The organism is Actinomycetota bacterium (assembly GCA_019347675.1).
Lineage (GTDB): Bacteria > Actinomycetota > Nitriliruptoria > Nitriliruptorales > JAHWKO01 > JAHWKW01.
In genome coordinates this window covers 85500-106214 of the sequence record JAHWKW010000012.1, presented here as the reverse complement: position 1 = coordinate 106214, position 20715 = coordinate 85500, and the positions used below count along the sequence as shown (strand labels likewise).

Below are 20715 nucleotides of genomic sequence, written 5' to 3'. Positions count from 1 at the left end.
GTCACCCCACCACGACGTCGTGGAAGCTGGGGCCCTCCGGACGCTCCAGCTGGTCCATGGTGCACGCTCGAGGGTCCTTGTCCGGGCGCCACCGCTCGAACCGGGTGGCGTGGCGGAACCGCCCCGCCGTCAGCTGCCCGTACGACACCTCGCACACCAACTGTGGCCCCAACGCCACCCAGGACAGGTCCTTGTCACCGGTCCAGCGGCTGGGCTCACCTGGTCGCCGCGCGTCGTCACCAAACGGCCCGCCGACCGCCACCCGCAGCGGCTGGAGGCGTTCGTACAGCGCGATCCGCTCCTGGTCGGAGAAGTTCGAGCAGTGCCCAACGAAGTGCATCTCGCCGGCAGCGTCGTAGAGGCCAAGCAACAGCGAACCGACGCCCGCGCCGGGGCCGTCCTTGTGCACGCGGTAGCCGCCCACCACACAGTCGACGGTCCGCCTGTGCTTGATCTTGATCATGTCTCGCTTGCCCTCGACGTAGGGCCCGTCGAGACGTTTGGCGACGATGCCGTCGCAGCCGGCGGACTCGAACTCGTCGAACCATCGCCGGCCGACGGCCACGTCGGCCGTTGAGGGTGTGATGTGCCACGGTGGACGCAGCACGCCGGAGAGCGCTTCCAACGCGTCCCGACGCTCCTCGAACGGCGCCGAACGCACGTCACGGCCCCGGGTCGCCAGCACGTCGAACGCGACGAGCTCGGCGGGCGTCTCCTGCGACAGCATCCGGATGCGGCTGTCGGCCGGATGGATGCGCTCGGACAGGGCATCGAAATCGAGCCGGCCGTCGCGGACCACCACGACCTCGCCGTCGACCACGGTGCCATCGGGGAGCGCTCGAGCAGCTGCCTCCAACTCCGGGAAGTAGCGCAACAGCGGCTTCTGGTTGCGGCTGTCGAGCCGGGGCTGTCCGTCGTCCGCCGACCAGATCAAGCACCGGAAGCCGTCCCACTTGGGCTCGTACGCGTACGGCCCTCGCGGCCACCCCTCCCGCGTCCGCGCCTCCATCGGCGCGACCGGCGGTGCGAAGGGGTGGCTCACTCCTCCTCCTGCCGCTGCAACACGACCACGGAGCGGGCCGGCACCGTTAGCGACTCGCCGGTCTTGACCTCTTCGCCCTCCTCGGGGACCGGCTGCGTGGTGTCCAACACCACGGTCCACCGCTCGCCGCCGCACTCGGGGGGGAGCGTCACGTCGAGCTGCTGGTTGTGCCCGTTGAACACGATGTAGAAGCTGTCGTCGACGATCTGCTCCCCGCGGGGACCCGGGCTGGGGATCCCCGCCCCGTTCAGGAACACACCCAGCGACTTGGCGAACCCCGACTGCCAGTCCTCGTCGGTCATCTCGGTTCCGTCCGGCCGGAACCAGCCGATGTCGGACAGCTGCGTGCCGCGGATGGACCGTCCTTCGAACCAGCGGCGGCGGCGGAACACCGGGTGCTCGTGGCGGAAGCCGATCAGCCAGCGGCTGAACGCCAGCAGCTGCTCGTCGACCTCGTCCCAGTCGTACCAGGAGATCTCGTTGTCCTGGCAGTAGGCGTTGTTGTTGCCGTGCTGGGTCCGGCCGATCTCGTCCCCACCCAGCAACATCGGCACGCCCTGCGACAGCAACAACGTGACCAGGAAGTTGCGCTGCTGCTTCGCCCGGCACGCAAGGACGTCGGGATCGTCGGTCGGCCCTTCCGCGCCGCAGTTCCACGACCGATTGTGATCCTCGCCGTCGCGGTTGCCCTCCTGGTTGGCCTCGTTGTGCTTGTGGTCGTAGGAAACGAGGTCGCGCAGCGTGAAGCCATCGTGGGCGGTGACGAAGTTGATGCTCGCGAACGGTCGCCGGGTGGAGGACTCGTACAGGTCCGACGATCCTGTGAACCGGTTGGCGAACTCCCCCAGCGTGGCCTCTTCCCCGCGCCAGTGATCCCGGACGGTGTCGCGGTACTTGCCGTTCCACTCCGACCACCCGGGCGGGAAGTTGCCGACCTGGTAGCCGCCCTGCCCCACGTCCCACGGCTCGGCGATCAACTTGACCTGGCTGACGACCGGGTCCTGCTGGATCAGGTCGAAGAACGCCGAGAGGCGATCGACGTCGTGCAGCTCGCGAGCCAGGGTCGCCGCGAGGTCGAAGCGGAACCCGTCGACGTGCATCTCGAGGACCCAGTACCGCAACGAGTCCATGATCAGTTGCAGCACGTGTGGGTGGCGCATGTTCATCGAGTTGCCGGTGCCGGTGTAGTCGATGTAGTAGCGCGGGTCGTCGTCGACGAGCCGGTAGTAGGCGGCGTTGTCGATCCCCCGGAAGCTCAGCGTGGGCCCCAGATGGTTGCCCTCCGCGGTGTGGTTGTACACGACGTCGAGGATCACCTCGATGCCTTCGCCGTGCAGGGCTTTGACCAGCTGCTTGAACTCCTGCACCTGCCCGCCGACGTGGGCGCTGGCGGCGTACTCGTTGTGCGGGGCGAAGTACCCGATCGAGTCGTACCCCCAGTAGTTGCGCAGCCCGTGGGACAGCAGCCGGTCGGAGTGGATGAACTGGTGAACCGGCATCAGCTCCACCGCCGTGACGCCGAGACTCTTGAGGTGCTCGATCACCGCGTCGCTGGTGAACCCGGCGTAGGTGCCGCGCACGTCCTCGGGGACGTCGGGATGCAGGCGCGTCAGACCCTTGACGTGCGTCTCGTAGATCACTGTCTCGTGCCACGGCGTCTGCGGGTGGTAGTCGTTCCCCCAGTCGAAGAAGGGGTTGACGATCACCGACTTCGGCATGAACGGGGCGCTGTCGTCGTCGTTGCGGACGTCCTCCCGCCCGAACCGGTACCCGAACACCGCCTCGTTCCACGTCACCTGCCCATCGACGGCCTTGCCGTAGGGGTCGAGGAGGAGCTTGTGGGGGTTGCAGCGGTGCCCGGCCTCGGGGGCGTAGGGGCCGAGCACACGGAACCCGTACCGCTGGCCCGGGCCGACGTCGGGCAGGTACCCGTGCCAGCAGAAGCCGAAGACCTCGGGGAGATCCACCCGCGTCTCGGCGCCGTCGTCGTCGAACAGGCACAACTGGACCCGTTCGGCGATCTCGGAGAACAGCGAGAAGTTCGTTCCGACTCCGTCGTAGGTAGCCCCCAGTGGGTAGGGCTTCCCCGTCCAGACCCGCATGTGAGCTCCTCGCCGGATGCGGCGCGAGTGTAGGCAGTAGCGTCACACGGGCCGGGACGACCGACCACAGCAGTTGGCACTTGACGACGGGGCGGTCCGTGTCGCTCACTTAACAGGCCGGAAAGGACCCGCCATGCAGCTCGACGCGCGCCCCGAACTCGGTTCGGTCCGCCACCGGCGACGCCAGCTCCACGCTGCCCTGGTCCAGCTCGAGCAGGCGCTCGCCGCCACGGCCGGCCGGCCTGAGCCGTGGCGCGACCTGGTCGCAGCGGCCTTGACCCGTCTGCGCGCGACCCTCGACGACCACACCGACCAGACCGAGGCGCCTGGTGGGCTGTTCGACCAGATCCTGGCGGAGGCTCCACGCCTGGAACCGTCGGTGGCGCGCCTGCGCCAAGACCATCGTAAGCTCGCGGCCTCCATCGACGCGCTCCTGGCGCAGTGCCGGGGGGCGATCCCCGACAGCGACGAGGTCGAACGGTTGCGACGCGACGCGCTCGAACTGCTCGGGCAGGCGGCCAGGCACCGCCAGCGCGGCTCGGACCTGCTGTGGGAGGCCTACGAGGTCGACCTGTCGGCCGCCGACTGACCGCGTGAGCGACCGACTTCGCTTGATCCTGCTCAGCTTCACGCTGCTGCTGACCGAGCTAGCGCTGATCCGCTGGACCGGCGCGAACGTGATGTACCTGTCCTACTTCTCGAACTTCGTGCTCCTCGGCTCGTTCCTCGGGATCGGGATCGGGTTTCTGCGGGCGCGCCACGACGGTGACGGTCTGCGCTGGGCCCCGGTCGCGCTGGCGGCGCTCGTCGCGTTCGTGTCGGTGTTCCCCGTCGAGATCGACCGCAGCGGGAGCGACGTGCTGTACTTCGGGCGCATCACCGCGTCCGGTCTGCCGATGTGGATCACGCTCCCGGTCGTGTTCGCTGCCGCCGCCGCGGTCATGGCGCTGCTCGCAGAAGGCGTCGCGCGCGTCTTCGAACGCTTCGAGCCGCTCGAGGCCTACCGGCTCGACATCCTCGGGGCCATCCTCGGGATCGCAGCGTTCTCGTTGCTGTCGTTCCTGCACGCCCCTCCCCTGGCCTGGGGCCTGGTGGTCGCGGTCCTGCTGGTCGTCCTCCTGGGTCGCCGCGCCGGCGCCGTGCAGCTCACCGCCCTGGTGGCGTTGGGCGGGTTCCTCGCGATCGAGTCGTTCACGCCTGACACCATCTGGTCGCCGTACTACGAGATCACGACCCGCCGGTTCGGGTCCGGGGACAGCGAGCAGGTCCGCGTCAACGTCAACGGCATCCCCCACCAGGTGATCGAGTCCACGGCGCTCCGGCGAGAGATCGAGCCGATCTACTTCCTGCCCTACGAGCGGCGCCCGGGAGCCGCACCGCGCGACGTCCTCGTGGTCGGGGCGGGGAACGGATCCGACGTCGCCATCGCGCTGGCGGAGGGCGCCGACCGCGTCGATGCCGTGGAGATCGATCCACGGTTGCAGCAGCTGGGCCGCGACCTGAACCCCGACCGGCCCTACCAAGACGATCGTGTGACCGTACATGTCGACGACGGACGGGCGTTCCTGGAACGCACCGACCGCCGCTACGACCTGATCCTGTTCGCGCTGCCCGACTCGCTGACGTTGGTCTCGGGCCAGTCCTCGCTGCGCTTGGAGAGCTACCTGTTCACCCGCGAAGCGATCGACGAAGCGCGTGCCCACCTCGCGCCAGGCGGGGTGTTCGCCATGTACAACTACTATCGCGAGGGGTGGCTGATCGACCGTCTCGCGCGCACGTTGCAACAGTCGTTCGGCCGGCCACCGTGCATCGACGCGGTCGGCACCGACGTGGGCTTGGCGCTCCTGACCGCCAGCGATGATCCCACGGTGCTGCGCTGCCCGAGTTTCTGGGTGGGCGCGGACGCCGCACCCCCGCCGGTCCAAGACGATCGACCGTTCCTGTACCTGCGCACCCGACGCCTGCCCGGCATGTACCTGCTGGCCCTGGGCCTGATCCTGGCCGCTTCGGTGGCGGCGGTGCGCGTGGCCGGCGGTCCGCTTCGGACCGTGGGGCGCTACCTCGACCTGTTCTTCATGGGCGCGGCGTTCCTGCTCCTCGAGACCATGTACGTCGTGCAGTTCGCCTTGCTGTTCGGCACGACGTGGTTCGTCAACGCGCTGGTGTTCGCCGGCGTGCTCCTCGCGGTCTACCTCGCGATCGAGGTGGCCAAACGCGTCCAGTTCCGTGCCCCTGCGCGCCTGTACGTCGTGCTGGCCGTGGCGTTCGGGATCGCACTGGCGGTGCCGCAGCGCGCGTTGTTGGAGCTCGAGCCCGTGACCCGGTTCGCGGCGGCGTCGGCGTTGGCGTTCGCTCCGATCTTCGTCGCCAACCTTGTGTTCGCGCAGCGTTTCAAGCACGTCGGCGCGTCCACCACGGCGTTCGGCGCGAACCTGCTCGGCGCGATGCTCGGTGGGGTGCTCGAGTACGGCGCCATCGTGGTGGGCTACCGTGCGCTGCTGGTGGCGGCGGGCCTGTTGTACGGGCTGGCGTTCCTCACCGGACGCCGTCATCTGTACCGAACGACGACGGCGGGTCGGGACCTGGTCGCCGCCGCGGAGAGCAGCTGAAGCGTGCCGAAGGAGGATGTCGTGACGATCGCCACAGACCTGCAGCGCGGGATCCTCGCCGGAGCCGCCGGGACAGCGGCGCTCAACGTCGTGACCTACCTGGACATGGCGGTGCGGGGACGGCCGTCCAGCAAGATCCCCGCCCAGACCGCCCAGCGGCTCGCCGATGAGGCAGGGGCCGACCTCGCCCCTCGAGGCGATGATCAGACCGCACAGAACCGCAGCCAAGGGTTGGGCGCGCTCCTGGGCTACGTGACCGGCATCGGCATCGGGGCGGTGTACGGGGTCGTCCGGCCACGCACCGCCGAGGTCCCTGTCCCGGTTGCGGGGGTGGCGCTCGGCCTGGCAGCCATGGCAGGCAGTGACGTCCCCGCGACCACGCTGGATGTGACCGATCCACGCCAGTGGGGCGTGTCAGCGTGGGTGTCGGACATCATCCCGCACCTGCTGTACGGGGTCGTGACCGCAGCGGCGTACGAGGCGATCAGCCCGCCGTGAGCGACGCCATGATCCGGCTGAAGCAGGTCACGAAACGCTTCGCCGGGGGCCCCCCAGCGGCGGTGGACCGCCTCAGCCTGGACATCCCTGCGGGCGAGATCGTCGTGCTCGTCGGTCCGTCCGGATGCGGGAAGACCACCACGCTGAAGATGATCAACCGTCTGATCGAACCCTCGTCGGGGATGATCGAGGTCGGCGGCCGCGACGTGACAGCCCTCGCGCCGCACGAGCTTCGACGCGAGATCGGGTACGTGATCCAGCAGATCGGCTTGTTCCCCCACCAGACGGTCGTCCGCAACATCGCCACCGTGCCGCGTCTACTCGGTTGGGACGGCGAACGCATCCGCCGGCGGGTGCAGGACCTGGTGGAGGTGATGGACCTGCCGGCCGACGTGGCCGACCGCTACCCCTCGGAGCTGTCGGGCGGTCAACGCCAACGGGTCGGCGTTGCTCGCGCTCTGGCAGCCGACCCACCGGTGCTGCTGATGGACGAGCCGTTCGGGGCGGTGGATCCGATCGTGCGCACGCGGCTGCAGGATGAGCTGTTGCGGCTGCAGGCGTCGCTGCACAAGACGATCGTGTTCGTCACCCACGACATCGACGAGGCGATCCGTCTGGGCGATCGGATTGCGATGTTGAACATCGGTGGCGTCCTCGAGCAGTACGGCACGCCGGCGGAGATCCTGCGCGACCCTGCCAGCCCGTTCGTGCAGGACTTCCTCGGGGAGGAACGGGGCCTGAAACGGCTGTCGTTGATCGGTCTGGCCGACGTGGACCTCCCCCGCGGACCGGTCGTGGATGCCGCCGCTCCGATTGAAGACGCCAAGCAGGTGATGGCCGACCACGGGTTGGACTGGGTCGGGGTCCTGGACGGCGACCGACTCCGCGGCTGGCTGTGGGGCCACGACCTGGAACCCGGCCGCCCGATCGGCGAACACCACACGCGGGACTTCCGGGTGTGGGTCGAAGTGTCCGGGACGCTGCGTCGCGCGCTCGACGCGATCATCCACACCCGCAACCACGTGGCCGTGGTCTACAACGATGACCGCTACGTGGGGATGCTCTTCGTCGACCAGATCAGTCGAGAGCTGCTCGAGTGACGCTCGCGGCCCAGAATGGCGGCCTGATCGAGTGGACGATCGACTGGGCGTGGATCGTCCGCCACCGCGGCGACGTCTGGGATCGACTCGTCGAGCACGTCGTCCTGACGGTGATCGCGGTGACGATCGGGTTCGCGATCGCCCTGGTCCTGTCGGTCCTCGCCGTGCGCTTCCGACGCACCTACCGCCCGATCACGGCGGCGACGAGCGTGATGTACACGATCCCGTCGATCGCGGTCTTCCCCGCGCTTGTCCCGTTCACCGGCTTGAGCATCCTGACGGCCGAGATCGGCCTGGTTGCCTACACCCTGATCATGCTGGTGCGCAACACGGTCGCCGCGCTGGACGCCGTCCCTGCCGACGTCCACGAAGCGGCCGTGGGGATGGGATACAGCCGTGCGCGCCTGCTGTGGGAGATCGAGCTGCCGCTGGCCGTGCCGGTGATCGTGGCTGGCGTGCGCATCGCGACCGTCACCACCGTTGGGCTCGTCACGATCACCGGGCTGATCGCCCTGGGGGGGCTGGGACACTTCATCTTCGACGGCTTGCGCCGGTGGTTCCTCACCCCACTGATGGTCGGGACGGTGCTGTCCTTCCTACTCGCGGTCGCCTTCGACGGCCTGCTTCTGGGCATCGAGCGTGCCCTGACCCCGTGGGCACGGCGCGGCGGGGCTGCGTGATCGTCTTCGAGGTGCTGCGGTGGCTGGTCGAGCCTGCGAACTGGGCCGGACGGCAGGGCATCCCCACGCGGCTCGTGGAGCATGCGCAGGTGACCGTCCCCGCGATCCTCGCGGCCGCAGCGCTGGCTGTCCCCACCGGCGTGGTCACCGGACACGCACGGCGCGGTGGGACGATCGCCGCCGCGATCGCGAACCTCGGCCGAGCCGTCCCCACGCTCGGGCTGCTGGTGATCGCGCTCCTGATCACGCTGGCGCTGGGGTTGCGGATGGAGTACTGGCCGACGTTCGTGGCCCTGTTCCTCGTCGGCCTCCACCCGATGTTCACCAACGCCTACACCGCGGTCCGCGACGCTGATCCCGCCGCGGTCGAAGCCGCGCGTGGGATGGGCCTGCGGGAACGCGACGTCCTGCTGCACGTCGAGCTACCGCTCGCTTCGCCGGTCATCCTCGCAGCTGTGCGGGTCGCAGCGGTGCAGATCGTCGCGACGGCGCCGATCGGGGCTCTCGTCGCCGGCGGCGGTCTGGGTCGGTACGTGATCGACGGGTTCTACCAGCGGGACTTCGCCGAGATGCTCGGTGGCATCGCCCTGATCGCGGTCGTGGCCCTGGTCACTGAACGGCTCTTCGATCTGCTTGAACGGGCGGCGGTCCCCACCGGCATCCAGCGGACCAGCGCTGGATCGGTGGCCCAAACCGCGCGAGCGGTGTGAACGTGACACTTCGCGGGTGTCGCAGCACGGCCGTCAGCGTCGGACTTCTACTACCGCGGTAGTGTTCGGCGGCGTCCCCTCCAACCGAAGGCGCACCATGATTCGCAGGTACACGCACTGGCGGGCCACCGTCGTGCCAGTGGCGGCCGTCGCGGCGCTGCTGGCCGCCTGCGGTGGCGGCGGGACCGGCGCAGGCCCCGGCGCCGACGGCCAGAGCCCGCCCGCTCGGCAGGAGGGCCCCACCATCGACATCGGGTCGTTCAACTTCCCGGAGAGCGAGATCCTCGCCGAGATCTACGCCCAGGGGCTCGACGCGCACGGCTATCCGGTTGCGACCAAACAGGGGATCGGATCGCGGGAGGTGACCCAGCCGGCCCTGGCCAGAGGCGACATCGACATGATCATCGAGTACACCGGGAACGCGCTCCGCTTCCAGCGCCAGGGTGAGCAGGTCGACCTCCGCGAAGAGCAGGAGGTCTACGACGCGCTGCAGGAGGAGTACCGCGACGAGGGGATCACATCCCTACAGATGGCGTCGGCGCAGGACGTCGACGCGGTCGCAGTGACGCGGGAGTTCGCCGAGCAGCACGACCTGGACACGATCAGCGACCTGGCGACGGTGCCGGGGACGATCACCTTCGGCGCTAGCCCGGAGTGCCCCGAGCGGCTGTCGTGCCTCCGCGGCCTGCGGGAGGTGTACGGCTTGGACGTCGAGTTCAAGGAGCTGGACGCCGGCGGCCCCGTCACGGTCGCGGCGCTCGCGCGCGGCGAGGTGGACGCAGCCAACCTGTTCACCACGCAGGGCGTCGTCGCCGCGAACGACTTCGTGCTTCTCGAGGACGACAAGAACCTGCAGCTCCCCCAGAACATCGTCCCGGTCGTCCGCGACGGGATCCTGGATGCGTACGGCGAGCCGTTCCGCGAGCTGGTGAACTCCGTCACCGCTCAGATCACGACCAACGGCCTGACCGAGCTGAACAAGCGCGTCGAGGTCGACAAGGAGGATCCCTCGGCGGTGGCCGAGGACTGGTTGCGCGAGCACGGGTTCCTCGACTGAGCACGCCGCCCCCCGAGCCGGCGTCGGCGGACAGCAGCACCCGGACCACCGCGTGAACGTACGTTCGGCTAGGCTGTGGGTGTGGACCACAACGCGAAGCGACAGCAGCTGCGGTGGGAGGCGGTGGGCGGGCAGGGGCCGCAGCTGCCGCTGTTCGCAGACGCCGCCGAACGGGTCCGTCATCCCGAGTTCGCCGGACTCGAGTTCATCCACGTCCGCGCGAAGCGGATCATCAACGAGGTCTCGGCCGCCTCGCGCGTGCCGTTCCGCTTCACGATCAACGTCTACCGGGGCTGCAGCCACGCGTGCTCCTACTGCCTGACCGGCGAGACGCCTGTGCTCATGGCGGATGGCACGGCGAAGCCGATCGCCGACCTGCGCGTCGGCGATACCGTGTACGGCACCCTGCGGATAGGCAACGACCGGCGGTATGTGCCGACCCGCGTCACGGCGCACTGGCGCACCGTGAAGCCGGCGTACCGGATCCTCCTCTCCGACGGCACGCAGCTGATCGCGAGCGGCGACCACCGCTTCCTGACGGAAGGCGGGTGGAAGCACGTCTGGGGTGCGACCAGCGGTGCCAGCCGACGTCCCCACCTGACGACGAACGACGCGCTGGTCGGCACCGGCGCGTTCGCCGAGCCGCCGAAGGAGACGGCGGAGTACCGGCGGGGCTACCTGTGCGGGATCGTCCGCGGCGACGGCCACCTCGCGACGTACTCCTATCCGGACCGCCCTCCCACCGGCGGCGCGGTCCACCACCACTTCGCTCTGGCGTTCACCGACGTCCGGGCTCTGGCCCGAGTCCGTCGCTACCTCACCCGAGACGCCATCGCGACGCGCGAGTTCGACTTCTCACCTGCGGCCGGCGACCGTCGGGCGATGAAGGCGATCAGGACCTCGTCCGGCCCGGCTGTCGCCGCGGTGCGGGCGCTCATCGCGTGGCCCGAGGAGCCGTCGGAGGCGTGGACGCGCGGGCTCCTCGCCGGGATCTTCGACGCGCAGGGCAGCTACAGCCGCGGGATCCTGAGGATCGTCAACATCGACGACGAGATCCTCGACCGGATCAGCGCATCTCTCGAAGCGTTCGGCTTCGACGCCGTGCCCGAGCCGCCGCGGCCGGACGGATGCCGTTCCATCCGACTGCGCGGCGGACTGCGCGAGCACCTGCGTTTCTTCCACACGGTGGACCCGGCCATCAGGCGGAAGCGCGTGATCCACGGCGTCGCCTTGAACAGCGATGCCGAGCTCGACGTCGTCGCCGTCGACGCGCTGCACGTCGACGTGCCGATGTACGACATCACGACGGAGACGGGTGACTTCATCGCCAACGGTGTCGTCAGTCACAACTGCTTCGCTCGGCCGACCCACGAGTACCTCAACCTCGACGCCGGGAGGGACTTCGAGCGGGTCATCGTGGTCAAAGTCAACGCAGCTGAAGCCCTCCGCGCCGAGATCCACCCGCGCCGCTGGTCGGGCGAGCACATCGCGATGGGGACCAACACCGACCCCTACCAGCGGGCCGAGGGTCGCTACCGCCTCACGCGTGGCGTGCTCGAGGTCCTGACCGAGCACGCCAACCCGTTCTCGATCCTGACAAAGTCATCGCTGGTCCTGCGCGACCTCGATCTGCTCCGCGACGCCGATGAGCGCACCGACGTGGCGGTCAACTTCTCGATCGGGACGCTCGACGACGACGTGTGGCGCGCGACCGAGCCGGGCACCCCCCACCCGACCAGCCGGGTCGAGGCCGTGGCGGCCCTGCGCGAGGCCGGGATCGGTGCCGGCGTGCTGGTCGCGCCGGTGATCCCCGGGGTCTCCGACGCCCCGGAACAGCTGGAGGCGGTCGTCGCAGCGTGCGTGCAGGCCGGGGCGCGGTCGATCTCTCCGATCGTGCTGCATCTCCGCCCGGGAGTGAAGGAGCAGTTCCTGCCCTGGCTGGAGACCCACCGTCCGGATCTGGTCGAGCGTTACCGGCGCCTCTACCCGCGTTCCTACGCCCCCAAGCGGGAGCAGGCCCGTATCGCCGACCTGATCGCCGACCTGGTCAAGCGGCACGGGGGCGTGACAGCCTCCCCACGCCGTGCCCGGCGCGTCCCGCCCCGCCCCGCGCGGACCGACGCGCCGCTGACCACCCTCGGCGTGACCGCCGCACCGTCCCCGCCACCGCCGACGCAGCTGGACCTGGGGCTGTAGTCCTCTCGGTCACCTGTTAGGTCGGGACCGCCCCGGCCGGCGACCGCTGGCGACGCCGCGGGCGTCGCCGTTCCTGTCCGGCTCGGACCGCGGCGGCAACCGCGAGAATCCCGGCCTGGACCAGCACGATCGCCGCGCCCGACGCGATGCCCGCGTACCAGGACAGGTACAGGCCAGGGACAGCGGATGCCGCACCCAGGGCCGCCCCGAGCGGGACGAGGACCTCGAAGCGGTCGGTGAGCACCCGGGCGGTCGCCGGAGGGATCACCACGGCGGCCGCGACGAGCAGGACACCCAGGATCCGCATCGACGCGACCACCCCGGCGGTGAGCAGGAGCGCGAACAGCACCTCGTAGCGGTCGACCCGGACGCCGTGGATGGCGGCGACGTCCCGGTCGAAGGTCACGAACAGCAGCGGGCGGTACCGCCCGATGAGGACCGCCGCCACGGCGACCGCGACCACGACCGCCAGGACGATGTCGGTGTCGTCGACCCCCAGGACGTTGCCGAACAGGAAGCTCTCGAGGTTGCGTTGCCACCGCCCCGCCGCGCTGATCACCGCGATACCGATCGCGAACGAGGCGGTGGTGACGATCCCGATCGCGGTGTCGGCGTACAGACCGCGCCGGCGAGCGACCCGCTCGATCAGCAGCGCCGACACGAACGCCCAGATGCCCGCGCCCAGTAGGACGTTGACCCGGAGCGCCCCGGCCACCGCCGCCCCGCCGAGCACCGCGTGCGACAGGCCGTGGGCGATGTAGGACATGCGCCGCACGACCACGTAGGCGCCGAGCGCCCCGGCGATCCCGCCAGCGAGGATCGCGACCGCCAACGCGTCACGGAAGAACGCGTAGTCCCACAGCGGGCCGGTCAGCCAGCTCACGGCTCACCCGGGACCGGAGCGAGGCGGTGGTCGTGGGGGTCGTGGTGGCTGCGCGGGGTCAGCAGGTGGGTGGGGTCGGCGACGAACACCAGGCCGTGGTCGGCGATCACCTTGACTTCGGCACCGTACGTGGCGCGGATCACGTCGGGGCGGAAGACCTCGGCCGGCGCCCCGTCGGCCACGACCCGGCCCGCCAGGCACACGATCCGCGGCAGGTGCGCCGCGACGAAGTTGAGGTCATGGGTGGTGAGCACGATCGTCATCCCCTGCTCGTGCAGGTCCCCCAGCAGGTGGAGCACGTCGTGGCGGGTCTTGAGGTCCACGCCCGACGTGGGCTCGTCGAGCAGGAGCAGCTGTGGGCGGCCGATCAGCGCGCGTGCCAGCAACGTCCGCTGCAGCTCCCCACCGGACAGCTCCCCCAGCGGCCGCCCGCTCAGCTGGCCGATGTGCAGCCGCTCCAGCAGGTCGCCGACCGCACGACGATCGGCGGCGCGGCCGCGCGGGAGGGGGCTGCCGCGGTCGCCGAGCCCCTGCAGGACGATCTCGCCGACGCTGATCGGGAAGGCCAGATCGACGCCTCCGACCTGGGGGACGTATCCCAGGCGCACGCCCGGCCGTCGCGGGTCGACCGGACGGCCGAAGACGTGGACCGTGCCCTCGACGTCGCAGCGGCCGGTCAACGCCCGGATCAGGGTGGTCTTGCCGGATCCCGACGGGCCGACCGCGCCGAGGAACTCCCCCGGCTGGACGCACAGGTCGACGTCGGCCAGGACAGTCGTTCCGCGGTAGCCACAGTCGGCTCCGCGCAGCTCGACCGCCGGGGTCGTACTCATCGCGTGGGGTCGAGCTCGCCGAGAGCGGCCGGGTCGCCGCCCAGAGCCGACACCATCGCCCGGACGTTGGCCACCATCATGCCCACGTAGGAGTGATCCGGGTCGCCGGGCGCGCCCGGCAGATCGTCGTCTGCCAGATCGTCGACGTACCGCGCGCCGCTCTCCTCGGCGATTCGCCGCAGCACCGGAGAGGGGAACACCTCCGACCCGAAGATCGCCGGGACACCGGCCGCCCGGACCTGCTCGATCACGTCGCGGACCTCCCGCGCAGACGGCTCCGAGAAGTCGGACGGCTGCACCGCCGCGACCACCTCGATGCCGTAGCGGCGGGCGAAGTACGGCCACGAATCGTGGTACGTGACGAGCTTGCGGTGGTCGGTCGGGACGGTGGACCACGCGCGGGCGATGGCGGCGTCGAGACGGTCCAGAATGTCCGCGAAGAGCTCGAAGCGCCGGGCGTAGCCCTCGGCGTGGTCGGGGTCGAGTTCGCTCAGCACGTCGCGGACGTGGCCGGCGTACGCGCGCGCCAGCCGCGGGTCGGTCCACAGGTGCGGGTTGGGGCGGCCCTCTTCGCGTGGGAACGACACGTCGAAGATCCACTCGTCGCGGTCGATGGTCCGCTCGGCGAGCGCGACGATCGGGGCGCCCTCCGGCAGGTTCGGTCGGGCGAGCTCCAGCGAAGGCTCCTCCAGGAAGAGCCCGTTGACGATCATGGCGTCCGCCTCGGCCAGCAGCCGGGCGTCGTCGGGCGACGGCTCGAACGTGTGGCTGTCGACGCCTTCCGGGACCAGGCCACGGACCTCGACGTCGTCGCCGGCGACCTGCGCCACGATGTCGGTGATCGGCGCGACCGTGGTGACGACCAACAGCCGTTCGCGGGGCGGCGCCCCGCCGACGGAGCCGCAGGCCACCAGCAGCAGGCTCGCCCCCACGAGGGCGGCGGTCACCCGGATCACGGCCTTCCTCCTGCGACCGGTTCGCAACACAGCCTAGCGCCTGTTGCGAACCGTTCTCAGGTGGATGGCGTTCGACGGCCGTGCACGCCGCCGACTTGCGACAGGCCCCCCAACCTTGTCATACCCCCATAAGTAGCGTTATGTCAAGTAGCACGTGCTAGCGCCGTGTTGTTGACGGCTTCCTCCTGGCTACACCTGGTTAGCGCTTGACGCGACCGCGGACGAATGGCACGGCTAGGGCGAGCAGGATCGGACCGAGGAACCGCAACAACATCGTGGGCATGACGGCCCTCGTCGGTCAACTGATCCGTGTTCGGTGGTGCGCGTAGCACCACCGAGTACAGCTGTCACTTGCCAGCCGCGTGTGGTGGGCGCCCGCCGCTCGGGCCGTTCTGACGCGGTAGGTGCGTGAGCCGCGCCTTCCTAAGAGGGACCTCGCTCACTCCCTGCTCTATACGCAATTGAGGGCTCGGGAAAACCGAAGCATGTTCCTCGAGATGGCCGAGCTGGCACAGGATCTGGGCGAGACCTCGACCCGCGTTGTGCTGTCGTCTGCCGCGAGCTGCGATGGGTGTCGTGCCCCCAGCATGGCCAGCGCGTCGGAGCGGTGAACTTTGCCCGAGCCGGGTCGCGGTTCACCCGCGACTTCGAGTGTCTGGTCGCGTGGCTGGCCACCAAGATGGACAAGGACGCGGTGCGCCGACTGGTGCGCATCGACTGGAACACGGTGGGGCGGATCTGCGACCGGGTCGTGGCCGACGAGTTGGACCCCGGCCGGCTCGACGGGCTGTTCCACATGGGTGTGGATGAAGTCAGCTGGAAGCGCCACCACAACTACATGACCCTGGTCGTCAACCACGACACCAACAAGGTCGTGTGGGGCGCCGAGGGCGTGACGCCAAGACCCTCGACGGTTTCTTCGATGAGCTCGGAGCCGCCCGTAGCGCCCAGGTCGAGGCGGTGTCGATGGATATGGGTCCGGCGTTCCGAAAATCTGTGACCGCCGATGGGCATGCCCCGCAGGCGGTCATCTGCTTCGATCCTTTCCATGTCGTGAAGGTCGCCACCGACGCGCTCAACGTGGTGCGCCGCGACATCTGGCAGCAGCTGCGGCATCTGCCCGACCTCCCACATTGCCCGCAAGTTCAAGGGTGCCCGCTGGGCGCTGCTGAAGAACCCCGGGGACCCTCACCCAACGCCAGGCGCAGACCCTGGCCGCGGTCAGCCGGCACGGCGGTGCCCTTGGGCGCGCCTACCAGCGGAAGGAAGAACTGCGGGCCATCTTCGCTGGCGGACTCGACGAGCACGACGTCGCCGAGATGCTCGATCGCTGGTGCGCCCGCGTACAGCGTTCGAGCCTGCAACCGTTCGTCAAGGCCGGGCGCACCATTCGCAAACACCGCGACGGGATCCTCGCCGCGATCCGACTCGGTCTCTCGAACGCGAGACTCGAGGGCCTCAACCAAAGAGTGCGTTTGATCGTGCGGCGCGCGTTCGCGTTCCACTCCGCCGCTGCCGCGCTCGCCCTCGTGATGCTCTCCTGCGGCCCCATCAATCTCACCCTCCCATGGGTGCAACGCGCGTGAGATCACCCACATTTCATACGGGGAGAGCCCGAAATCTGGCCACAACCCGCACCTACGCGCCCAAAGACGCCACGTGCGCATGCCCAGCCCCACACCTCGACTGTCGAACTCCGGGTTACCCACGAAAACGACAGGAACGCCTCTTTTAGGCGACGCCCCGAGCCTCAGCGATGTTCTTGAGGAACCAGTCGTATGTCTGTTCTACACCCGAACGTAGGTCGATCGACGGCGACCAGCCGAGTTGCTGAAGACGCGTCACGTCCAAGAGCTTGCGCGGCGCACCATCGGGCATCGACGTATCGAAGGCGAACTGGCCTTCCCATCCGGCGACATCGGCGATGAGCTCGGCGAGTTCACGGATGGAAACGTCGCATCCGGTACCTACGTTGAGATGTTGCTCGTCGGCGTAGTTCCGGACGGCGAACATGACGGCATCAGCGAGGTCGTCGACGTGGAGGAACTCCCGGCGCGGCTCGCCCGTGCCCCAGATCGTCACGTCTTGGGCTCCAGACGTCTTCGCCTCATGCACTTTGCGAAGAAGCGCCGGAAGAACGTGCGAGGTTTCGAAGTCGAAGTTGTCGCCCGGTCCATAGAGGTTGGTTGGCATGAGACTGATCGCGTCGAAGCCGTGCTGGCGCCGATACATCTTGGCGAGGGAGAGTCCGGCGATCTTCGCGATGGCGTAGCCCTCGTTCGTCGGTTCGAGAGGACCGGTCAGCAGGGAGTCTTCGCGTATCGGTTGTTTAGCGGCGCGGGGGTAGATGCACGAGGATCCCAGAATGACGACCCTAGAAACGCTGTGTTGACGGGTCGCTTCGATCACGTTGGCGACTATCATGAGGTTCTCGTAGAGGAACGTCGCTTGCGCTGACCTGTTGGCGTGGATGCCACCCACGCGGGCGGCAGCGAGCAGGACGAGGTCGGGACGCACATCGGAGACGAAACGTTCTGTGGCCTCCTGACGCCGCAAGTCCATCTCATCCGAGGTCGCCGTGATGAGCTCCGCTATGGGTTCATCGCTCAGCCGTCTCACGAGAGCGGAACCCACGAGCCCCCGGTGACCCGCGACCCACACGCGGGCTCCCTGCAGGTCGAACGCGGCACCGGAATCAGACACGAGCGGAATCCGGGAAGCGTTCGGCGACACGAGCCCACGCGCCATCTATATCGAGATTGACGTCCGCGAGGTCCGCTTCGACCATCTCTTCGACGAGCTCCTTTGACGTAACCCGGGGTTTCCAGCCGAGCGCGCTCAAGGCGCGCGTCGGATCCGCCTGGAGGCGTTCGACTTCCGTGGGCCGGTAGTAACGTGGATCGATCCCCACGAACGGCTCCCAATCGAGTCCGACGTGTCCGAAAGCGGTTCGGCAGAGTTCGCGGACGGTGTGTGCCTCGCCGGTTCCGATGACGTAGTCACGCGGATTGTGACACTGCAACATCATCCACATCGCTTCCACGTAGTCGCGAGCGTGACCCCAGTCCCGCTCAGCATCGAGGTTGCCGAGGTAAACCTTGTCCTGCGTGCCAGCGACGATGCGTGCGACTGCGCGCGTCACCTTGCGCGTGACGAACGTCTCCCCGCGACGGGGACTCTCGTGGTTGAAGAGGATGCCGGTCACCGCAAACATGTCGTAGGCCTCGCGGTGGTTCCGCGTCATCCAGTAGGCGTAGAGCTTGGCAGCGGCGTACGGCGATCTGGGCGAGAACGGCGTCTCCTCCGACTGTGGAGGCGGCGACGCGCCGAACATCTCCGAGGTTCCAGCTTGGTACAGCTTGCAGGGAACGCCCGACTCGCAGATGGCCTCCAGTAGACGCACCGTTCCAAGTCCATCAACGTCGCCGGTGTACTCCGGCTGTTCGAAGTTGACAGCGACGTGCGACTGCGCGGCGAGGTTGTAGATCTCGTCCGACTCGAAGGTGCGGATCTGACGTGCGAGCTGCGAACCGTCGGTGAGATCCCCGTAATGCAGGACCAAGCGCCGGTCCTCCTCATGTGGATCTTGGTAGAGGTGATCAATCCGGTCAGTGTTAAACGATGACGCGCGCCGGATGATCCCATGCAACTGGTACCCGCGCTCTAGCAGAAGCTCCGCAAGGTACGAGCCGTCCTGGCCGGTGATCCCCGTAATCAGTGCACGCTTTGTCATCCGCCTTCATCCACCTGATCGCCGGGATGATAGGGAGTTCATCCGCGCCCGTCAGCCCGAATCGCGGCTTCGTCGACCAGGGTCGAGCTACGCATTTCCGACAACGCGACCACGGGCAGTCTTCGCTGCGCGCCCGTTGCCGGAAGGGCCTCGATGGTCGTTCGTCGCGGGTAACTGGTGCAGCGGAATGTCAACAGCCCCAACTCAGCCCGAGCGCGCGCCGTTGTTCGATTGATCGACCGACGAACCGTCACGGCGATCCGGTCCAAAACACCACCGTCGCCGACGCTGATCAGATTGGGCACATTATCGGGCGGATTGTTGGCTCTACGCAGCTATCGAGGGGGTGCAGCCCCTGACGCTTCGAAGTACGGATCGCCGACGTCGAGGGCTTGGCGGATGCGCTGGTGGGCGCAGTCGTCGAGCCGTCGACGGCGACCAACAGCAGCTTTTGGATTTCGTGCTGGACGCGGCGACGCACCTCGTCAACCACCTGGTTGACGAGGCCGGATCGCGTGGAAGTGGTCAACCACGACCGTGCGCTGGTGCGACTTCGCCCGGGCCCGCCACCGCGACCCGATGCGGCCCGACCCGGTGACGGTGCGCGTCTGGGCTGCGTCGATGGAGGGGACCGGGTCGCTGATCGGGCAGGCCCGCGCCGTCATCGCCCACCTGTGCGCTATGCTGGAGGTCGACGACGTGTCACCGGCGATGCCGCTGCCCCGCAAGTCCCGGAACCTGCGCAGCCGCGCGCTGCACCCGCAGCAGGGACGCCGTCTGGCCCAGGCCGCCGACCGTGCCGGGATCGCTGGGCTGGCCGTGCTGGTCGGCCAACGTCACCCGATCGCGAAGTAGACTCCCGTAGTCGGCCATCCCGACGCCTCCGAGTTCACCAACTCGAAGGCTACGGATGGCCGACCCGCACCAACCTCCGCTCCCCGCCAACGTCTACAGTGCCATGCCGCTCTCGGCGGTATGAGGTCGCTCGCTACGACTAGGTCGACGCGTCAACCGAGGGATCCCATGGCTGAGCAAGCGACCTACTGGCGAGTGTGGGACGACGGCGCTGGATACGTGGAGCTGGCCAATCAGTCCAACTGGAAGATTGTCGAGGACGCGTGGGCGGCCGCGCACGAAGCCGGTCTTGTGGATGCGTGGGACTTGAAGGGGCACTAGGTGAGCACTTGGCAGCCCGACGTGAATCCCTATTCATCGCTACTGACCATCTTCGCCGTCGCGAAGGCCTTCCGGGGCCTGGACGACGTGCGGCAGCGCAACGCCGTGGCCAGCTGGGCGCGTGTTGCCGACGCCGTCATCCTCTTCGGGGACGATCCCGGCGTCGCCGACGCGGCTCACGACCTCGGCGTACTGCATCGGCCTGGTGTGGAATGCAACGGGTACGGCACGCCACTTCTCCACGACGTCTTCGCCACCGCCCAGGCAGAGGCGTCCACGTCGCTGGTCTGCTACCTGAACGCCGACATCGTGGTGACCGCTGATCTGCGGACGGGTGCCGCAGCCGTGGCCCAGCAGCGCAGGCAGTTCCTCCTCGTGGCGCGGAGGCGGAATCTCGACGTGACCGAGCCGCTGCCTTTCCAGCGGGAGGACGTCGACCGTTGGCTCCTGGATGTGGCCGACCACGGGCAGCTTGACGGCAAGGCGGCGATCGACGTGTTCCTGTTCCCGCGCGGTCTGTACGAGGCAGTCCCGCCATTCGCAGTGGGACGCCCGGCCTGGGACAACTGGATGATCCGCCACGCGCGTGAACGTGGCATAACTATCGTCGATGCCACCTATGACGTGCCCTTGATCCACCAGGACCCGGGTCTGGGTGTCACTGGGGAGAGGTCCGTCCGGTGGACGGGTCCCGAAGCCCAGCGCAACCGTGAGCTCGCGGGGCGGGTCGTTTTCACGATCGAAGACGCGACACATCAGCTCGTCGCCGGCCGTCTGCGGCCGCTGCGGAGCTGGGAGCACGCCCGTCACCGAGCCAACCAGGTCGTGTGGTCGACGCCGTGGCTGGCAACCCTTCGGCGCAGGCTGCGATCGCTGGCCCACCGTACCGGAGGAAAATCGGCTTAGGCGCGCTCTGATCAGGGCTCCGAAGAGGATTGGAACAGAGAACCGGTCTAAGGACACACCGCAACGGATCGGAGGGTGGGGCGAGGTGGCGCTTGGTAGGCGCTGACGAGGGCAAGCTGGCTGGCGGGCACAGCATCCGCGGGTCTGCGGTGTCCATGCGGTATCCTTCCCGTGCTTCCCCTAGGCCGCGGTTGTCGCGCTGATCGGGGAGGTTGGTCGTGCCGGTGGGGTTCT

The 20715-nt window shown here is 68.6% G+C and carries 21 protein-coding genes; 13 read left to right on the top strand and 8 right to left on the bottom strand.

Going from position 1 to position 20715, the window contains the following annotated elements; genetic code table 11:
• Position 1: 1 nt before the first annotated feature.
• Together KY462_09810 and glgX are read right to left on the bottom strand one after the other, a co-directional pair.
• Positions 2 to 1042, bottom strand: a complete 1041-nt coding sequence (locus tag KY462_09810; protein ID MBW3578011.1) for an ATP-dependent DNA ligase — start codon at positions 1040 to 1042, stop codon at positions 2 to 4.
• Positions 1039 to 3144, bottom strand: coding sequence for a glycogen debranching protein GlgX (gene glgX, locus KY462_09805; GenBank protein ID MBW3578010.1), 2106 nt, complete (start codon positions 3142 to 3144; stop codon positions 1039 to 1041). The genes KY462_09810 and glgX overlap by 4 nt, the downstream gene beginning before the upstream one ends.
• Before the next feature lie 133 nt (positions 3145 to 3277).
• Between glgX and KY462_09800 the strand changes: the two genes are divergently transcribed.
• The 8 genes from KY462_09800 to KY462_09765 all read left to right on the top strand — a co-directional run bounded on the left by KY462_09800 (position 3278) and on the right by KY462_09765 (position 11994).
• Positions 3278 to 3733 (top strand): hypothetical protein, encoded by a 456-nt coding sequence (locus tag KY462_09800; protein ID MBW3578009.1) that lies wholly within the window; start codon positions 3278 to 3280, stop codon positions 3731 to 3733.
• 91 nt (positions 3734 to 3824) lie between these two features.
• On the top strand, positions 3825 to 5753 hold the full coding sequence (locus KY462_09795; protein ID MBW3578008.1) for a spermidine synthase: 1929 nt from the start codon (positions 3825 to 3827) through the stop codon (positions 5751 to 5753).
• 27 nt (positions 5754 to 5780) lie between these two features.
• Positions 5781 to 6251 carry a hypothetical protein gene (locus KY462_09790; protein ID MBW3578007.1) on the top strand — a complete coding sequence of 157 codons (471 nt, stop codon included), beginning with the start codon at positions 5781 to 5783 and terminating at the stop codon, positions 6249 to 6251.
• Positions 6252 to 6259: 8 nt separating this feature from the next.
• Positions 6260 to 7351: an ABC transporter ATP-binding protein gene (locus tag KY462_09785; protein ID MBW3578006.1), complete on the top strand. Its 1092-nt coding sequence runs from the start codon at positions 6260 to 6262 to the stop codon at positions 7349 to 7351.
• Positions 7352 to 7389: 38 nt separating this feature from the next.
• A complete protein-coding gene (locus KY462_09780; GenBank protein ID MBW3578005.1) occupies positions 7390 to 8031 on the top strand; it encodes an ABC transporter permease in 642 nt (213 codons plus the stop codon).
• Positions 8028 to 8741: an ABC transporter permease subunit gene (locus KY462_09775; GenBank protein ID MBW3578004.1), complete on the top strand. Its 714-nt coding sequence runs from the start codon at positions 8028 to 8030 to the stop codon at positions 8739 to 8741. Before KY462_09780 ends, KY462_09775 begins: the two co-directional genes overlap by 4 nt.
• Before the next feature lie 97 nt (positions 8742 to 8838).
• Positions 8839 to 9798 (top strand): ABC transporter substrate-binding protein, encoded by a 960-nt coding sequence (locus tag KY462_09770; protein ID MBW3578003.1) that lies wholly within the window; start codon positions 8839 to 8841, stop codon positions 9796 to 9798.
• 81 nt (positions 9799 to 9879) lie between these two features.
• On the top strand, positions 9880 to 11994 hold the full coding sequence (locus KY462_09765; protein MBW3578002.1) for a radical SAM protein: 2115 nt from the start codon (positions 9880 to 9882) through the stop codon (positions 11992 to 11994).
• A gap of 16 nt (positions 11995 to 12010) precedes the next feature.
• Here KY462_09765 and KY462_09760 read toward each other — a convergent pair whose 3' ends face one another.
• From KY462_09760 to KY462_09750, 3 genes are read right to left on the bottom strand one after another with little or no spacing between them, the layout of a single operon-like run.
• A complete protein-coding gene (locus KY462_09760; protein MBW3578001.1) occupies positions 12011 to 12877 on the bottom strand; it encodes a metal ABC transporter permease in 867 nt (288 codons plus the stop codon).
• On the bottom strand, positions 12874 to 13710 hold the full coding sequence (locus KY462_09755) for a metal ABC transporter ATP-binding protein (protein MBW3578000.1): 837 nt from the start codon (positions 13708 to 13710) through the stop codon (positions 12874 to 12876). The genes KY462_09760 and KY462_09755 overlap by 4 nt, the downstream gene beginning before the upstream one ends.
• On the bottom strand, positions 13707 to 14666 hold the full coding sequence (locus KY462_09750) for a metal ABC transporter substrate-binding protein (GenBank protein MBW3577999.1): 960 nt from the start codon (positions 14664 to 14666) through the stop codon (positions 13707 to 13709). The genes KY462_09755 and KY462_09750 overlap by 4 nt, the downstream gene beginning before the upstream one ends.
• Positions 14667 to 15273: 607 nt before the next feature.
• Here KY462_09750 and KY462_09745 point away from each other — a divergent pair.
• Positions 15274 to 15666, top strand: a complete 393-nt coding sequence (locus KY462_09745) for a hypothetical protein (protein ID MBW3577998.1) — start codon at positions 15274 to 15276, stop codon at positions 15664 to 15666.
• Positions 15667 to 15877: 211 nt separating this feature from the next.
• Positions 15878 to 16252, top strand: coding sequence for a transposase (locus KY462_09740; GenBank protein ID MBW3577997.1), 375 nt, complete (start codon positions 15878 to 15880; stop codon positions 16250 to 16252).
• Positions 16253 to 16397: 145 nt separating this feature from the next.
• Here the strand turns inward: KY462_09740 and KY462_09735 are convergent, their stop codons facing one another.
• The 3 genes from KY462_09735 to KY462_09725 are packed head-to-tail and all read right to left on the bottom strand — an operon-like array spanning position 16398 to position 18704.
• Positions 16398 to 17342, bottom strand: coding sequence for a GDP-L-fucose synthase (locus KY462_09735; GenBank protein MBW3577996.1), 945 nt, complete (start codon positions 17340 to 17342; stop codon positions 16398 to 16400).
• 19 nt (positions 17343 to 17361) lie between these two features.
• A complete protein-coding gene (gene gmd / locus KY462_09730; protein ID MBW3577995.1) occupies positions 17362 to 18399 on the bottom strand; it encodes a GDP-mannose 4,6-dehydratase in 1038 nt (345 codons plus the stop codon).
• 38 nt (positions 18400 to 18437) lie between these two features.
• Positions 18438 to 18704: a hypothetical protein gene (locus KY462_09725; protein ID MBW3577994.1), complete on the bottom strand. Its 267-nt coding sequence runs from the start codon at positions 18702 to 18704 to the stop codon at positions 18438 to 18440.
• A gap of 232 nt (positions 18705 to 18936) precedes the next feature.
• Between KY462_09725 and KY462_09720 the strand changes: the two genes are divergently transcribed.
• From KY462_09720 to KY462_09710, 3 genes are all read left to right on the top strand, one after another.
• Positions 18937 to 19254, top strand: coding sequence for a hypothetical protein (locus tag KY462_09720; GenBank protein MBW3577993.1), 318 nt, complete (start codon positions 18937 to 18939; stop codon positions 19252 to 19254).
• 168 nt (positions 19255 to 19422) lie between these two features.
• Positions 19423 to 19575, top strand: coding sequence for a hypothetical protein (locus KY462_09715; protein ID MBW3577992.1), 153 nt, complete (start codon positions 19423 to 19425; stop codon positions 19573 to 19575).
• Positions 19576 to 20481, top strand: coding sequence for a hypothetical protein (locus KY462_09710; protein MBW3577991.1), 906 nt, complete (start codon positions 19576 to 19578; stop codon positions 20479 to 20481).
• The last annotated feature ends 234 nt before the right edge of the window (positions 20482 to 20715 follow it).

Excerpts from the sequence above, each read along its gene's own strand:
- KY462_09755 (MBW3578000.1), bottom strand. The coding sequence starts at position 13,710 with ATGAGTACGACCCCGGCGGTCGAGCTGCGCGGAGCCGACTGTGGCTAC.
- KY462_09770 (MBW3578003.1), top strand. The coding sequence starts at position 8,839 with ATGATTCGCAGGTACACGCACTGGCGGGCCACCGTCGTGCCAGTGGCG.
- KY462_09800 (MBW3578009.1), top strand. The coding sequence starts at position 3,278 with ATGCAGCTCGACGCGCGCCCCGAACTCGGTTCGGTCCGCCACCGGCGA.
- glgX (MBW3578010.1), bottom strand. The coding sequence starts at position 3,144 with ATGCGGGTCTGGACGGGGAAGCCCTACCCACTGGGGGCTACCTACGAC.
- KY462_09715 (MBW3577992.1), top strand. The coding sequence starts at position 19,423 with ATGGCTGAGCAAGCGACCTACTGGCGAGTGTGGGACGACGGCGCTGGA.
- KY462_09795 (MBW3578008.1), top strand. The coding sequence starts at position 3,825 with ATGTACCTGTCCTACTTCTCGAACTTCGTGCTCCTCGGCTCGTTCCTC.
- gmd (MBW3577995.1), bottom strand. The coding sequence starts at position 18,399 with ATGACAAAGCGTGCACTGATTACGGGGATCACCGGCCAGGACGGCTCG.
- KY462_09785 (MBW3578006.1), top strand. The coding sequence starts at position 6,260 with ATGATCCGGCTGAAGCAGGTCACGAAACGCTTCGCCGGGGGCCCCCCA.